General features: G+C 71.9%; 13 protein-coding genes and 1 pseudogene. 4 read left to right on the top strand and 10 right to left on the bottom strand.

The window, feature by feature from the left end; genetic code table 11:
• From iolD to iolC, 4 genes are read right to left on the bottom strand one after another with little or no spacing between them, the layout of a single operon-like run.
• On the bottom strand, window positions 1-1,884 hold the full coding sequence (gene iolD / locus ACIBJC_RS32485) for a 3D-(3,5/4)-trihydroxycyclohexane-1,2-dione acylhydrolase (decyclizing) (protein ID WP_399298700.1): 1,884 nt from the start codon (window positions 1,882-1,884) through the stop codon (window positions 1-3).
• The gene (iolB, locus tag ACIBJC_RS32480) at window positions 1,884-2,789 is read right to left on the bottom strand and encodes a 5-deoxy-glucuronate isomerase (RefSeq protein ID WP_399298877.1); all 906 of its coding nucleotides are present in this window, start codon (window positions 2,787-2,789) and stop codon (window positions 1,884-1,886) included. The genes iolD and iolB overlap by 1 nt, the downstream gene beginning before the upstream one ends.
• Window positions 2,790-2,833: 44 nt before the next feature.
• The gene (locus ACIBJC_RS32475) at window positions 2,834-3,703 is read right to left on the bottom strand and encodes an aldolase (RefSeq protein ID WP_399298698.1); all 870 of its coding nucleotides are present in this window, start codon (window positions 3,701-3,703) and stop codon (window positions 2,834-2,836) included.
• Window positions 3,696-4,760: a 5-dehydro-2-deoxygluconokinase gene (gene iolC / locus ACIBJC_RS32470; RefSeq protein ID WP_399298696.1), complete on the bottom strand. Its 1,065-nt coding sequence runs from the start codon at window positions 4,758-4,760 to the stop codon at window positions 3,696-3,698. The genes ACIBJC_RS32475 and iolC overlap by 8 nt, the downstream gene beginning before the upstream one ends.
• A gap of 279 nt (window positions 4,761-5,039) precedes the next feature.
• On the opposite strand from iolC, the gene ACIBJC_RS32465 reads away from it, so the two are divergent.
• Window positions 5,040-6,026 carry a LacI family DNA-binding transcriptional regulator gene (locus ACIBJC_RS32465; protein ID WP_399298694.1) on the top strand — a complete coding sequence of 329 codons (987 nt, stop codon included), beginning with the start codon at window positions 5,040-5,042 and terminating at the stop codon, window positions 6,024-6,026.
• Window positions 6,027-6,234: 208 nt separating this feature from the next.
• Here ACIBJC_RS32465 and ACIBJC_RS32460 read toward each other — a convergent pair.
• Window positions 6,235-6,888: pseudogene (locus ACIBJC_RS32460) on the bottom strand (ScbR family autoregulator-binding transcription factor); the annotation flags it as partial.
• A gap of 127 nt (window positions 6,889-7,015) precedes the next feature.
• On the opposite strand from ACIBJC_RS32460, the gene ACIBJC_RS32455 reads away from it, so the two are divergent.
• From ACIBJC_RS32455 to ACIBJC_RS32445, 3 genes are all read left to right on the top strand, one after another.
• The gene (locus tag ACIBJC_RS32455) at window positions 7,016-7,927 is read left to right on the top strand and encodes a ScbA/BarX family gamma-butyrolactone biosynthesis protein (RefSeq protein ID WP_399298692.1); all 912 of its coding nucleotides are present in this window, start codon (window positions 7,016-7,018) and stop codon (window positions 7,925-7,927) included.
• 229 nt (window positions 7,928-8,156) lie between these two features.
• Window positions 8,157-8,876: an HAD family hydrolase gene (locus ACIBJC_RS32450; RefSeq protein WP_399298690.1), complete on the top strand. Its 720-nt coding sequence runs from the start codon at window positions 8,157-8,159 to the stop codon at window positions 8,874-8,876.
• A 46-nt stretch (window positions 8,877-8,922) separates the two neighbouring features.
• The gene (locus ACIBJC_RS32445; RefSeq protein WP_399298688.1) at window positions 8,923-9,339 is read left to right on the top strand and encodes a hypothetical protein; all 417 of its coding nucleotides are present in this window, start codon (window positions 8,923-8,925) and stop codon (window positions 9,337-9,339) included.
• Window positions 9,340-9,458: 119 nt separating this feature from the next.
• Here ACIBJC_RS32445 and ACIBJC_RS32440 read toward each other — a convergent pair whose 3' ends face one another.
• The 5 genes from ACIBJC_RS32440 to ACIBJC_RS32420 form a co-directional block, all read right to left on the bottom strand.
• On the bottom strand, window positions 9,459-10,325 hold the full coding sequence (locus ACIBJC_RS32440) for an endo alpha-1,4 polygalactosaminidase (RefSeq protein WP_399298686.1): 867 nt from the start codon (window positions 10,323-10,325) through the stop codon (window positions 9,459-9,461).
• A gap of 173 nt (window positions 10,326-10,498) precedes the next feature.
• On the bottom strand, window positions 10,499-11,332 hold the full coding sequence (locus ACIBJC_RS32435) for a ferritin-like domain-containing protein (protein WP_399298684.1): 834 nt from the start codon (window positions 11,330-11,332) through the stop codon (window positions 10,499-10,501).
• Window positions 11,329-11,958: a ferritin-like domain-containing protein gene (locus tag ACIBJC_RS32430; RefSeq protein WP_399298682.1), complete on the bottom strand. Its 630-nt coding sequence runs from the start codon at window positions 11,956-11,958 to the stop codon at window positions 11,329-11,331. The genes ACIBJC_RS32435 and ACIBJC_RS32430 overlap by 4 nt, the downstream gene beginning before the upstream one ends.
• 147 nt (window positions 11,959-12,105) lie before the next feature.
• On the bottom strand, window positions 12,106-13,005 hold the full coding sequence (locus ACIBJC_RS32425) for a carbohydrate ABC transporter permease (protein ID WP_399298680.1): 900 nt from the start codon (window positions 13,003-13,005) through the stop codon (window positions 12,106-12,108).
• Window positions 13,002-14,180: a carbohydrate ABC transporter permease gene (locus ACIBJC_RS32420; protein WP_399298678.1), complete on the bottom strand. Its 1,179-nt coding sequence runs from the start codon at window positions 14,178-14,180 to the stop codon at window positions 13,002-13,004. Before ACIBJC_RS32420 ends, ACIBJC_RS32425 begins: the two co-directional genes overlap by 4 nt.

Genomic DNA, 14,180 nt, shown 5'->3' with positions numbered 1-14,180 from the left:
TCAGAGGTAGTGGCGCTGGGAGCGTTTGGCGTCGCGGTACGTCCCGTACGCCTGCCGGGTCGAGTCCAGCTCGGAGACCTCGCTGACCGGGACGTCCCACCAGGCGCTGCCCGGCGGGTTCGGCCCGTACAGATCCGTCTCGACATGGACGACCGTCGTCCGCTCCGAGGCCCGGGCCTTGGCCATCGCCCGGCCGAACTCCTCGACCGTCGCGGCGGGGAGGACGTCCGCGCCGAGCGAGGCGGCGTTGGCGGCCAGATCGACGGGGAGGACATCGCCGTCGAGCTGCCCGCTCGCACCGTCCCGGTAGCGGTAGCGCGTACCGAAGCGCTGCGAGCCCAGCGACTCCGACAGCGCGCCGATCGAGGCGAAGCCGTGGTTCTGGACGATCACGATGATGACCTTGATCCGCTCGGAGACCATGGTGACGATCTCCTGGGCCATCATCAGATACGAGCCGTCACCGACCAGGACGACGACCTCGCGGCTCGGATCGGCCATCTTCGCGCCGAGCCCGGCGGCCACCTCGTACCCCATGCAGGAGTACGCGTACTCGACGTGGTAAGCCTTCGGATCGCGCGAGCGCCACAGCATCTGGAGGTCGCCGGGCAGCGATCCCGCCGCGTTGATCACGACGTCCCGGTCGTCGAGCGACCGGCGCAGCGCGCCCAGGATCTCGGTCTGCGCGGGCAGCGGCCCGTGGCCGGCGGAGAAGCACTCCTCCGCCGTACGCCGCCACTCGGCCGCCAGCTCCAGCACCCGCTGCCGGTAGGCGTCGTCGGTCTTCCAGCCGTCCAGCTCCCGCTCCAGCGCCTGGAGTCCGAGCCGGGCGTCGGCGACCAGCGGTTCGGCGGAGTGCTTCACCGCGTCCAGCCGGGCCACGTTGAGGTTGACGAACTGCACGTCCGGGTCGCCGAACACGGTGTGGCTCGCGGTGGTGAAGTCGCTGTAGCGCGTGCCGACCCCGATGACGACGTCCGCCTCGGCGGCCAGCGCGTTGGCCGCCGCCGTACCGGTCGAGCCGATGCCGCCGACCGCGCTCGGATGGTCCCAGGGCAGCGCGCCCTTGCCGGCGTGGGTGTCCGCGACCGGGATGCCGGTGGCCTCGGCGAAGTGGCGCAGCGCGGCCTCGGCGCCGGAGTACACGACCCCGCCGCCCGCGACCAGCAGCGGCCTGCGCGCGGTGCGCAGCAGTTCGGCGGCGCGCCCCAGCGCGGCGGGCTCCGGCACGGGCCGCCCGATGTGCCAGACGCGGCGGCGGAAGAACGCGAGGGGCCAGTCGTACGCCTCGGCCTGCACGTCCTGCGGCAGACAGAGCGTCACCGCGCCGGTCTCCACCGGGTCGGTGAGCACCCGCATCGCGGCGAGCGCGGCGGGGACGAGCTGTTCGGGCCGGCTGATCCGGTCGAAGTACTTGGACACCGGACGGAAGGCGTCGTTGACGGTGACGTCGCCGCCCCGGGTGTCCTCCAACTGCTGGAGCACCGGGTCGGCGGCGCGGGTGGCGAACATGTCGCTGGGCAGCAGCAGCACCGGCAGCCGGTTGGTGGTGGCCAGCGCCGCGCCCGTGATCATGTTGGTGGAGCCGGGACCGGTGGACGCCGTGCAGGCGTACGCGGAGAGCCGGTCGCGCATCTTCGCGAAGGCCACGGCGGCGTGCACCATGCCCTGCTCGTTGCGGGCCAGGTGGTACGGGAGGTCGGCCTCACCGGTACGGTCCGCCTGGAGCAGCGCCTGCCCGATGCCCGCCACGTTGCCGTGCCCGAAGATGCCCCAGACGCCCGGGATCAGCCGCTGTTCCCGGCCGTCGCGCTCGCTGTACTGGTTCGCCAGGAACCGTACGAGGGCCTGCGCGGTGGTGAGCCGTACGGTCCGCGTCGACATCACAGCTCCTTCGGGGTGCCGGCGCCGAACGGCAGCCGGGGGTCGGTGGCCTGGTCCTCCCAGGTGGCGCGGACCCAGCCGTGCGCCGGGTCGTCGCAGATCAGCCAGGCGCGGTCCGGTCCGGGGCCCGCCATGACGTTCAGGTAGTAGAGGTCGTAGCCGGGGGCGGCGATCGAGGGGCCGTGCCAGCCGTGCGGGATCAGCACGGTGTCCCCGCTGCGCACCTCGGCGAGGACGTCGAGGGGCCGCTCCGCCGTCCCGTACACCCGCTGGTAGGCGAGTCCGGGTCCGGCGGGTCCGGCTGCGATCTCGAAGTAGTAGATCTCCTCCAGCTCGCTCTCGACGGGGTTCCCGTCCGCGTCGTGCCGTACCTCGTCGTGCTTGTGGGGCGGGTACGAGGACCAGTTGCCGCCGGGGGTGAGGACCTCGCAGACGAGGAGCTGGTCCGCCTCGAACGTGCCGGGCAGACAGTAGTTGTTGACCTGGCGCGAGCAGTTCCCTGCGCCGCGCAGCTCGGCGGGTACGTCCTTCGCGGGGCCGTACCGTACGGTCAGCCGCCGCTCGCAGCGCGCCGACGGGAGGGCGAACCGGCCGCCGCGCTCGCTGCGGACCACGGCGTCGGTGTCGCGGGGCAGGTACGCGAAGTCGGTGACCGCGTCGAAGACGCCGTCCCGGCCCGCGAGGAGGAACGTCCTGCCGTCGGCGGTGACCGTGCAGGACCCGCCGAGCGGCAGCACCAGGTACTCGCTGTCGCCGGTGGCCAGGGAGACCTCCTCGCCCGCGGCGAGTTCCACGACGCGCAGCCCGGAGTGGCCCCAGCGCGCCGACTCGGGGGTGACGACGGTGGTGAACGGTCCCTCGGCGGTGGAACCGGCGGGCAGATGCAGGGTGTGATCACTCACCACGGACTCCTCGTCGTCCCGGTCGATGGCGCTGTCCCTGTTGTCGCTCACAGCAGGCTCACCGCGCGGTCCACGGCGCCGGCGACATCGCCGTCCGCGGGGTAGAGCAGTGAACGGCCGACGATCAGACCCTGCACGGTCGGCAGGGCAAGGGCCTTCTGCCAGGCGGTGAACGCCGCCTCCGCGTCCTTGACCTCGCCGCCGAGCAGCAGCACGGGCAGCGTGGACGAGGCGAGGACCCGCTCCATCTCCTCGACGACCGGCAGCTTCAGCCAGGTGTAGGCGCTGCGCCGGCCGAGCCCGGACGCGATGGTGATCGACTTGATCACCGCGTCGGGGGAGAGGTCGTTACGGATCTTCCCGTCCACCCAGCGGGACAGGAACGGCTCGACCATGGCGATCAGTTCGCGCTCGTTCAGCTCGTCCACGGCCCGCGCGGTCTGCTCCAGCACGGAGGGCGTGGCCGGGTCGTCCAGGCAGATACGGGTGAGCGTCTTGCCGCCGTCGAACCGCATGGCGGCGATGGTCTCGGCGTCGTACCCGGTGAACCGGTCGTCTATCTCGAAGGCCGAACCCGCCAGCCCCGCCCGGTTCATGGAGCCGAAGACGCTCTTGCCGTCGAGCACCCCGAGCAGCAGCAGGTCTTCGAGGATGTCGGCGGTGGCGAGGACCCCGGTCACCCCGGGGCGCTCCAGCGCGGTGCACATCCGGTCCAGGAGCCGGCCGCGGTCGGCCATCGCGGTCGGGTCGGAGCCGACCGTGTTGGCGCCGCGCGCGGGATGGTCGGCGGCGATGATCATCGCCCGGCCGTTGTCGCCGAGCGGCGAAGTGGCCCTGACCCGCCGGGCGGCGGCCTCGGCGATGGCGCCGGGGTTGTTGACCCGCGTCTCGACGATCCGCCGGATCCGGTCAGACACCCTGGACTCCCTGGACACCCTTGCTCTCCTCTTCGATCGTGCTCCCGGTGCTCCCGGTGCTCCCGGTGCTCCCGGTGCTCTCCGCGAGCTTCGCCCCGACCGCCGATGCGTCGGGCATGGCGTCCGAACAGGCCAGCTCACCCGCGACGATCGCGCCCGCGGCGTTGGCGAAGCGCATCATCCGGGTCAGGTCCCAGCCGGCCAGCAGACCGTGGCAGAGCGCGCCGCCGAACGCGTCGCCCGCGCCGAGGCCGTTGACGACGTCGACGGGGACGGGCGGCACCTCGACCGCGGTGCCGGACCGGTCCATGGCCAGCACCCCCTTGGGGCCCTGCTTGACGACGGCGATCCCGACGCCGAGTTCCAGCAGCGCGCGGGCGGCGGCGTACGGCTCGGTCTCGCCGGTGGCGACCTCGCACTCCTCCCGGTTGCCGACGGCGACGGTGGCGTGGGCCAGGGCCTCGCGGTAGTACGTACGGGCCTCCGCCATCACCTCGCCCGGCGGGACGTCGTGGCCGCCCGCGTACGCGCCCTCCCAGAACATCGGCCGCCAGTCGAGGTCGAAGACGGTGATGCCCGCCCGGTCGCGGTGCCGGAGCGCCGCGAGCGTGGCGGACCGGCTCGGCTCGGCGCTCAGCCCGGTGCCGGACATCCAGAAGATCCGGGCCGACGCGACGGCGTCGAGGTCCAGCTCGTCGGGGCGGATGTCCAGGTCGGGGGCGAGGGGCAGCCGGTAGAAGTAGAGGGGGAAGTCGTCCGGCGGGAAGATCTCGCAGAACGTCACCGGGGTCGGCGCGACGCCGGAGACCCCGACATGCGTGGGGTCGACGCCGTACTCGGTCAGCGCGCGCCGTACGTACTGCCCGAAGGGGTCGTCGCCGGTCTTGGTGATCACCGCCGCGTTCCGGCCGTAACGCGCGGCGGCGACGGCGACATTGGTGGGGCTGCCGCCCAGGTACTTGCCGAACGAGGTGACATCCGCCAGCCCGACGCCGGTCTGCAGCGGATAGATGTCGACTCCGACCCGTCCCATGGTCAGGACGTCCAGGACTGCCATGTGTGGGGACCTCCAGCACCTGGCACGCTCGACTAGCGCGCTCTAGTTGCGAGTACGATGCTCGATGTCCATATGTCCTGTCAATAGTTTGTTACATGCGGTTTTCCGTGAAGGGGCGGGGAGGTGAGCGAGGAGATGAGCGGCCTCATGGACCCGGCGGGCTCAAGGGACTCAAGGGACTCAAGGGACGCAAGGGGCTCTGCGGACCCGGGGGACCCGGCGGGCTCGACGGACCCGGTGGGCTCGGTCGGGAAGGTGCGCGGGGCTCGGCGCCCCACGATGGCCGATGTCGCGCGGCGGGTCGGGGTGTCCCGCGCCCTGGTGTCCCTGGTCTTCCGGGAGCAGCCCGGCGCCAGTGACGAGACCCGGCGGCGGGTGCTGGCCGCCGCCGACGAACTCGGCTACCGGCCCGACAGCGCGGCCCGGCTGCTGGCGCGTGGCCGCAGCCGCACCATCGGCGTCGTCCTGGCGGTCCGGCAGACCTTCCAGGCAGACCTGGTCGAGTCCATCTACCCGGCGGCCGAACGCCTCGGCTACGACGTCCTGTTGTCGGCCGGCGCCCCCGGCCGCGACGAACGCAAGGCCGTCGAGGCCCTGTTGAGCCACCGCTGCGAAGCCCTCGTCCTGCTCGGCCCGCTCGCCGGCACCGCCCGCCTGGACGAACTGGGGCGCCGCAGCGCCGTGGCGGTCGTCGGGCGCGCGGCCAGGGGCGCCCGGGTGGACAGCGTGCGCACGGCGGAGGCCAAGGGGGTCAACCAGGTCGTCGGCCACCTCGTGGGGCTGGGCCACCGCCGGATCGCCCATGTCGACGGCGGCCGGGGCCCGGGGGCGGCCGAGCGCCGTCAGGCCTATCGCACGGCCATGCGCCGGCACGGGCTGGCGGACGCGATCCACGTGGTCCCCGGCGCGCACAACGAGGAGGCGGGCATCGCCGCCGGACGGCTGCTGCTCGCCGGGGAACACCTGCCCACCGCGGTCTTCGCGGGCAACGACCGCTGCGCGATGGGGCTGATGGACACGCTGGACCGCGCCGGGGTCGCGGTGCCGGGCGAGGTCTCCGTGGTGGGCTACGACGACAGCCATCTCTCGCACCTCTCCCACATCGACCTCACCACGGTCCGCCAGGACGCCGTCCGGATGGCCGAACACGCCGTGCGCTTCGTGGTGGAGCGCCTGGACGACGCGGCCCTCGCGCCCCGGGAGGCGGTCCTCGACCCGAAGCTGGTGGTACGGGGGACGAGCGCGGCGCCGTCGGCCACGCGCTGACCGCGGCGCTCGTCCGCCCGTACCGGAACGGCGGTCAGACGGGGCCCAGGGCCCCGCGCCGGCCGTCCCCCTTCGGCGCCTTGCCCCTGCCCGTGGCCTTGCCCGCCGGTGTGCCCTTCGTCGCGGCCGTGCCCTTCGCCGTCGCCGTGGCCTTTCTCTTCCGTGGGCCCTTCCCCTCGGCCTTCGCCCCGCTCTCCTCGGCGGCCTCGGCCTGCCGCATCCGCTCGCCCTGCGCGCGCGCCCGGGCGATCAGGGCCGGCGCGTCGCACCGAGGTTGGAGCGCGGTCAGGAGCAGCAGCCACAGATCGTGCAGCCCCTCCTCGATCTGACGGCGCCCCTCCAGCGCGTCGGAGACGGTGTGCAGTCCGAAGAACGCGCAGACCAGTCCGTGCGCGGCCATGTCCGGGGCGATCCCCTCGGCGAGCGCCCCCTCCTCGCGCGCCTCTTCGAGCAGTCGGGTGACCGTCTCCAGCCATCCCACGAAGGGGCGCGGCAGCGTGACGTCGATGGCGGTGCGCTCCGCCCAGAGCCGGGATCCGGCACGGATCACGATGTCGTCGCGGAAAGCCCTGGCCACATCGAAACTCAGTGCGACCAGTCGCTCCAGCGCCGGAAAGTCGGCTGTCCGGTAGCGTCCGATCAATGCGGGCCAGGCGGCGAAATGCTCCTGGACGATGGCCAGCGCGAGATTCTCCTTACTGGAGTAATGGAAATAAATAGCTCCGCTCGTACGACCTGATTGTGTGCTGATATCACTGATACTGGTTCCGACATATCCGCGCTCGTCGAACAGACGTGCCGCCGCCTCCAGCAGAAACCTCCGTGTCGTTTTCGCCCGCACCTGCTCCGCCCGTACCTGCACATCTACCCCGAATTGCCGTTCCGTCACCTGACAGTGAGCAATCTAGCGCCTTTACCGGCGGCCTCAGGGGTGCTACCGCGAGACAGGAGCGGGTGCGTAGGCATGAGAATTACGATGTTCTGGTCGCATGAACACATCGGTTGATATCGACGGGCACGACCGACCGCTGTCCTGGTCGCGCACCGTCGCCCGCGAACTGGTGCACCGCGCCTCCGTCGCCGAGGTACTGCTCACCGACGTACGGCGGGCGAAGGGCGGCGGATTCGAGGCCGCGGCCTCCTGGCCGCGCTCCCATCCGACCTTCCCGCGCGGCGGCGGCGACCTGCACAGCCCGCTGATGATCGTCGAGACGCTGCGCCAGCTCGGTATCTACATCCCGCTGCGGTATCTCGCGGTCCCGCCGTCGGCGAGCCTGGTCATCACCGATCTGTTCTTCGAGATCGACCCCGCCGCCGAACCGCGGCTGGTCTCCGGCGCCACCGGCGTCACCTGCCGCGTGGCCGTGAGCGGCCTGCACCACGACGCCGACGGCGCGGTCGACGGGGTCCGGCTGGACGTCGACTACCTGGCCGGCGGGGTGTGCTTCGCGCGCGCCGGGGGCGGCGCCCGGTTCTTCCGGCCCGAGCAGTACGACGCCGTACGGGAGGGCCGTACGACGGCCACCGCGCCCGCCGGACCCGCCGACCGGATCCGCCCGGAACCGGGCGGGGTCGGGGTGAGCGGGGCGCACGATGTCGTGATCGGGACCGACGGGGCCACCCTCCTGGTGGAACCCGCGGACATGAGGCACCCGTACTTCTTCGACCACGCGACCGACCATCTGCCCGGCATGATCGTTCTGGAGGCGGCGCGTCAGGCGGCGGCCTTCGTGAGCCGCGGCAGACTGCTGCGCCCTACCGCCGGTCGGCTGAAAACGGCGCGCTTCATCGAATACGCGCCGCCCGCCCGCGTGCTGTGTGTTCCGCACCATGCGACCTGCGTTTTCCGCTTTTTCCAGGACGGTCAGCAGAAGGCTTTCGGGGTGCTGCGTTACCAATAAGCAGATAGCGATACTAAATGCGATCGCTTGACTGCCCAATGTTTCCCTCTCTAGCGTAGCGATCGTTATGTTCTTCGGTGGTCGCTGGATCCGGCCTCCATTCCGAGGTCGCGCCCGCCTGGAACCACACCCGCCTCTTCGCGGGTGACCCTCGCGCCCGCGATGTATTCACATCGACGCGGTGGCCAGCGCTACCGCTGTCAGGGCTCTCCTGAACGGAAACAATCGGATGACAGCTCAACGCATCCTTTCCTGGACACCCGCCGCCATCGTCTTCGACTGTGACGGCACTCTCATGGACACCGAATGCCACTGGCAGGACGCGCGCCTCCGCGCCCTGCGCGAGTTCGGACTCACCCCGGCGCCGGGCTTCGCCGAGCGCGCCAAAGGGCTGCACTACACGGAGTGCGGCGTTCTCATGGCCGAGGAGGCGGGCCGTCCCGAGCTGAGCGAGGATCTGACGGAACGGTTGCTCGAACACTTCGGCGCCCTGGTCGCCGACCGGCCCCTGACCATGCCGGGCGCGCGCCAACTCGTCGAACAGACGGCCAGTTTCGCCCCGCTGGCCGTCGCCAGCAACTGCCCGAGAGAGGTGGTGGAGTCCTCGCTCGCCACCGCGGGACTGCTCGACCGCTTCGCGCACGTCGTCGTACCCGACGACGACCGGGGCATCAGACCGAAGCCGCACCCGGACGTCTATCTCACCGCGGCCGGGCTCTGCGGCGCGAACCCCTCCGACACCCTCGCGGTCGAGGACTCCCACTGCGGGATCGAGGCCGCGGAACGGGCCGGGATGCGCATCCTGGGCGTCGGCCCGTGGCCCGACGAGCGCACCATGGCCCTGGTCGACCTGTGGGTGCGCTCACTGGACGAGCCGGAGGTGTGCGGCTGGGCGGGCGACCGCGTACCCGCCCAGATCCCGTGGAATCGGCCTACCATGAACCCCTGAGGACATATCTCTCCTAATAACCGCCGCACAGGGAGATGGCCATCGGATGGACGAGGAACGTGCCGGCCGTCTCGTGTCGTCGCTGCGCGCCCGGGGTGTACCGGCCCATCTCGCGCACCTGGGCGTGTACCAGTGCGGCGTACGGGTCGTCCTGTTCGACGGCGGTGAGGCCGTCTGGGACATCGACGGAGAGCTGGGACTGCGGGCCGAGGTCGTCGAGGACGGGGTGCTCGTCGGCTTCGTCCCGCATGTCAGGGACTCCGAGGACTTCGACGAGGAGCGGCTCGTGGAGGTGATCGCGACCACCCGGTACGACAAGGAGGGACTGCGCCTTCCGGCCGACACGGGCACCGGCACCGCCGACGGGCCCGTCGGCTCCCGGCCCCCCGGAGCGGGCCCGGCTCTCCCCGGGCGCCGCCCCCGCCGCGCCCCCCGATGGCCCCGGTGGCTGCGCCGCCGGTGACCCCGGCTCCGTCGCACTTCCCCCGTACGGGCGTACGGGGGAAGTGGTTCGTACGCGGAGGCGCGCCGTACCCGGAGGCGGGACGGAGGACCGGACCTCACGGCACGACAACGGCCCTGTCAGCAGCGCGCGTTGACGTGTTCCGGCTCTCCCGCCGGAACGACGTCGAGATCCCGCAGCACGATCGACAGCCGGTCGCCCCACTTCTCGCACGCGGTGGTGAAGTCCGCCCGCCGGTACTCGACCACCAGCACCTTGTCGTCGTACGCCTCGGCGTACTCCTCGCACTCGTCGTAGCGCCCGCACTCCTCGGCGACCGCGAAGTCGAAGCCGATCTCGTCCCGCGCCCCGCTCATCTCCACCGCGTTCTTCTGGCCGATCGCCAGCCCCGCCCGGTGGGCGCGCGCCGCCAGCAGATCGGCGAAGGCGACCGCCTGCTCACGGTCGAGCAGGGAGTCCGACCGCAGATACGAGTCCAGGTTGTCCGCCTCGACGGCGTCGAAGCCGTCCCGCGCGCAGCCGTCGATCCACCCGCCGACGAGGCCCGCCAGCCGTTCGCGGTGGTCGGCGGTGGAGACATCCAGCAGCGGCTCGTCCCAGTCCTCGTCGATGACGGTGTCGCCGTCCGCGTCCCGCAGCAGCAGGTCCGGATGGTTCTCCTCCCACCAGTCCACGGCGTCCGGCTGCGCCTGATAGGCGTTGACGTAACAGATGTTGTACGCCCCGGGCGCGGGTTTCGCCGTACGGTCCCTGATCACCGTACGCACCCCGGCGGGCGGGTCGTACGCCCCGCCGAGCTGGTAGTCGAAGGGGTCGTTCGCCTTCGGCTGCTTCACCTGGGGGGCCGAACTCGCGCTCATGGCCGGGGAGTTGTCCGACGAGCCGCCGGGGGAGTCCTCGGTGGTGCCGCAGCCGGTGAGCGCGAGCGCGAGGGACAGGGCGAGCAGGGGAGCCGCCGCTGCGCGGGCGGCCGGTGCGAACGGCAAGGTGGTGCCTCGATCCCGGTGCGGTGTGACGCGGTGTGAGGTGCGGGGTGGTGCGGTGCGCGGTGGTGCGGTGTGACGGCCCCATTCTCCCACCGCCTCCGCCCGGACACGGCTGCGCCCCTGGTCGGAGGCGGTCGCACGGTCACCCGGCGCGCACCGGGCGACCGGCCCGCTCACCCCGTCAGAAGGCTCGGCCTCGCCGCCCCGGCGACCGGCAGGAACGCGTCGGGCACCGGGTACTGCCCCAGCACGAAGTGCAGGACGGCCGCGTGCATCGCCTCCACGGGCGCGATCGCCGCAGCCGTCCCGACCACCGCCTCGTTCCTCACGCTGTAGGTCGAGAGCAGATACGTCTGCGCCGCCTGATCCTCCAACCGAAGGGCCAGCGCCGCGACGTCGCCCACACTCCGGGCCTTGCGCAGCGCGGTGGCGACCTCCTCACGGTCGGAGAGCGGCACCCCCGTGACCGCGGGTCTGTCCGCACCCGCCAGCACCGCGTTCCATGCCTTCGCGTGGTCGGTGTGCTGTGCCAACGCCGTGGTGACGAAGGCCGACACCGCGGGCGGTACGGAGCCGAGCCGGCCCGCCCTGGCCGCCGCCAGCGCCGTCCGGTACGTCTCGACCGCCTGGTTCTCCAGCGCGGCGGCCAGCGCCACGGTCCGCAGATCACCGGTGTACGTGGCCGGGTCCGCGACGGGGTCCGCCGCGGACCCGGAGGGCGGCGCGCCGTCCCTCCCGCCCGAGCAGCCTGCCAGCGCGAACGCCGCCCCGGCGCCCCCGGCGCCCCGCAGGAACCGGCGGCGCCCGGTCTCCGCGGGCCCCTCCCACTCCGTACGGCCGGCCCTGAAACGTTCCGCCAGCTCCGCGGCCGACGCCCGCATGGCGGGCAGGGTCTCGCGGTGTGCCTCGACCGTCTCCCGGGTGAGACGGTCGAGCTGGTCCTCGCCGATGGGCAGCTCCCAGCCGCCGCGCGCCGAACCCGTACCCCTGCCCCTGCCCGTGCTCATCGGATCGCTCCTTCCGAGACGGGCGACGCGTCGGCCGTCGGCTGGAACGCGTCGGGGAAGCCGGCGGAGCCGACCGCCGCCGGCAGCTTCGCGACCTCGGTGGGGATCGCGATCAGCCGCTCCTCCCCGGCGGAGAGCAGCGCCCGTACCGCCAGCAGCGTCGCGCGGTGCTGTGCCTCGACCGGGGCGACGGAGCCGAAGAGCCGGCGCAGCGATTCGCTGCTGACCTGGCCGACGTTCTTCGTGTACGTCTGCGCGGCCACGTCCTCCAGGGAGATGGCCAGCCCGACCACGTCCCCCGGGGTCCTGAGGGTCGGCAGCGACTTCCTGACCACGGCCGCGTACTTCGGATCGGTGCCGGTCTGCGGCTTGCCGCCGGCCCGGACGGCCGCGTCGTTGAACGCCTTGGCGTGCTCCTCGTGGTGGCGTGCGGTCCTGGCGATGAAGGTGGCGACGGTCGTGTTGCCGTTCCTGATGAACGGCAGCCGGGCGGCGCTCCGGTAGACGCTCACCGCCAGGTTCTCCAGGGACGCCGCCGTCTGCAGCGCCATGATGTCCTCCTCGGAGACGACCGGCGCCATCGCCCCGCCCGTGACGCGCCGCGCGTCGATGCGTTCCGTGCCCATCACACCCCCTCTCGTCGGGGCCCGCACGGCCGCGGGCACCCCCACGACACCTTCGCGACAGGGGCTCGGGCAGGACGGGGGACGCCACCGGCCGGGCGGCGGTGATTCACCGGATCGGCCGATTACGCGCCCCCGCCGGCGCCCGTGCTACTCCTTGACGGCCCCCGAGTTGGCGCCGCTGACGAAGTACCGCTGGAAGCAGAAGAACAGCGCGGCCACCGGCAGGGTGGAGAGCAGTGCCGCCGCCAGCTTCAGCGGATACTGCGTACCGCCGCCGAGTCCGCCCGACACGAAGCGCGCCAGGCCGGTGGTGAGGGTCTCGTACTGCGCGGACTGCGTGGCGACCAGGAAGTGGGTGAACTCGTTCCACGACCCCTGGAAGGACAGGATCGTCAGGGTGATCAGCGCGGGCCGCGCCATCGGCAGTACGACGGACCAGAAGATCCGGAACACCCCCGCCCCGTCGACCCGTGCGGCCTCCTCCACCTCGCGCGGCACCGATTCGAAGAACTGCTTCATGATGAAGATGCCCGCCGCGTCCACCATCAGCGGCAGGATCATGCCGGTGTACGTGTCGAAGATCCCGAAGGTGTTGAGCACCAGGAACTTCGGGATGAGCAGCGCCACCCCGGGCACCGCCATCACCGCGAGGACGAAGCCGAACAGCAGCTTGCGGCCCCGGAAGCGCAGCCGCGCCAGCGCGTACCCCGCCATCGAGTTGAACAGCACCCGCCCCGCCGTCACCAGGACCGCCACCAGCGTCGAGTTGGAGAGCCAGCGCAGGAACGGCACCCCGTCCCCGGACTCGCTCAGCCCGAACAGCCGCTGGTAGGCGGCGGTCGTCGGCGTCGTCGGCATGAGCGCCAGCGGATGGGCCGCGGCGTCCGGGTCCGTCTTGAACCCGGTCACCAACTGGAGCGCGAACGGCAGCAGATAGAGCAGCCCCATCCCGACCACCAGCGCGTACCCCACCGCGCGCAGCGGCAGCGGGAACCGGGGCAGTACGGGGCGGGCCCGGTCGCGCACGCGCGTGCCCGAGGCGGTCATCGGTTCCTCCTGGTACGTCGGTTCCCCCTGGTACGGGCACCGCGCTCGCGCAGCACCCAGCGCTGGAAGGCGGTGAGGCAGAGGATCAGGGCGAGCAGGATGAACGCGATCGCCGAGCCCTGGCCGAAGTCCGCGTTGTCGAAGCCCGCGGAGTACGACAGGAACGCGGGCGTCAGCGTCGTGTTGCCCGGGGCGCCCTGGCCCATCACGTACACCTGGTCGAAGACCTGCCAGGTGGCGATCAGCCCCAGGGTGAGGACCAGGAAGAGCACGGGACGCAGCGCGGGGAGCGTCACGTACCGCAGGAGCTGGCGCCGGTTCACGCCTTCGAGCGCCGCGGCCTCCTCCAGCTCCCTCGGGATGTCCTGGAGCGCCGCGAGGAAGATCAGCATGAAGGTGCCCGAGGTGGTCCACACGGACAGCAGGATGATCGTGCACATCGCGACCGACGGGCCCGACAGCCACTCGAACCACGACAGCCCCATGGCGGTGTGCTCGGCCAGCATTCCGGTCGGGTGGTCCGGGTCGACGACGCCCAGGGAGCCGAGGAGCAGGGAGAGCACCCCGCGCGGGTCCGCGAACCAGTTCGGTCCCTTGACCCCGATCCACGACAACAGGGAGTTGACGGCCCCGCTGCCCTGGAAGAGGAAGAGGAAGACCGTGGAGACGGCGATGGAGCTGGTGACCGACGGGAAGAAGAACGTGGTGCGCAGCGCGCCGCGCCCACGCAGCATCTTCTGGTTGACGACCAGCGCCAGGGCCAGCGCCAGACCGGTCTGGAGCGGCACCGTCAGCACCACGAAGTAGGCGTTGTTGCGCAGGGCGGTCGCGAAGAGCGTGCGGTCCAGACCGTCCTGGGTGAGCAGCGTCCGGTAGTTGTCCAGACCGACGAAGTCGGCGTCGGCGGAGAACGGGTTGGACTGCCCGTCCCAGTGCAGCAGGCTCACCCACAGCGCCATCAGGATCGGCAGGACGAGGAAGAGGCTGAGGATGATCACCATGGGGCTGACGAACAGCCAGCCCCAGGCGCCCTCCCCGCGAAGGGCCACGCGCGGGGCGCGGCCCTTCGCGGTCGTACCGGCCGCGCCGGGCGTGTCAGGTTCGCCCGGCGCGCCGGCGGATCGGGGTGCGCGGCTCGCGCGCACCGCACGGCGTGGCGTGGTGCGGAGGGGCAT

Source organism: Streptomyces sp. NPDC050509, assembly GCF_044457965.1.
GTDB lineage: Bacteria > Actinomycetota > Actinomycetes > Streptomycetales > Streptomycetaceae > Streptomyces.
Note: the sequence above shows the minus strand (reverse complement) of the source record. Positions and strands in the feature narration are given on the sequence as shown.

Bases quoted from the DNA above. Each gene is read 5' to 3' on its own strand.
- iolD (WP_399298700.1), bottom strand. From the start codon at position 1,884: ATGTCGACGCGGACCGTACGGCTCACCACCGCGCAGGCCCTCGTACGG.
- iolC (WP_399298696.1), bottom strand. From the start codon at position 4,760: ATGGCAGTCCTGGACGTCCTGACCATGGGACGGGTCGGAGTCGACATC.
- ACIBJC_RS32465 (WP_399298694.1), top strand. From the start codon at position 5,040: ATGGCCGATGTCGCGCGGCGGGTCGGGGTGTCCCGCGCCCTGGTGTCC.
- ACIBJC_RS32455 (WP_399298692.1), top strand. From the start codon at position 7,016: ATGAACACATCGGTTGATATCGACGGGCACGACCGACCGCTGTCCTGG.
- ACIBJC_RS32450 (WP_399298690.1), top strand. From the start codon at position 8,157: ATGACAGCTCAACGCATCCTTTCCTGGACACCCGCCGCCATCGTCTTC.
- ACIBJC_RS32445 (WP_399298688.1), top strand. From the start codon at position 8,923: ATGGACGAGGAACGTGCCGGCCGTCTCGTGTCGTCGCTGCGCGCCCGG.
- ACIBJC_RS32435 (WP_399298684.1), bottom strand. From the start codon at position 11,332: ATGAGCACGGGCAGGGGCAGGGGTACGGGTTCGGCGCGCGGCGGCTGG.
- ACIBJC_RS32430 (WP_399298682.1), bottom strand. From the start codon at position 11,958: ATGGGCACGGAACGCATCGACGCGCGGCGCGTCACGGGCGGGGCGATG.
- ACIBJC_RS32425 (WP_399298680.1), bottom strand. From the start codon at position 13,005: ATGACCGCCTCGGGCACGCGCGTGCGCGACCGGGCCCGCCCCGTACTG.
- ACIBJC_RS32420 (WP_399298678.1), bottom strand. From the start codon at position 14,180: ATGCCCCTCCGCACCACGCCACGCCGTGCGGTGCGCGCGAGCCGCGCA.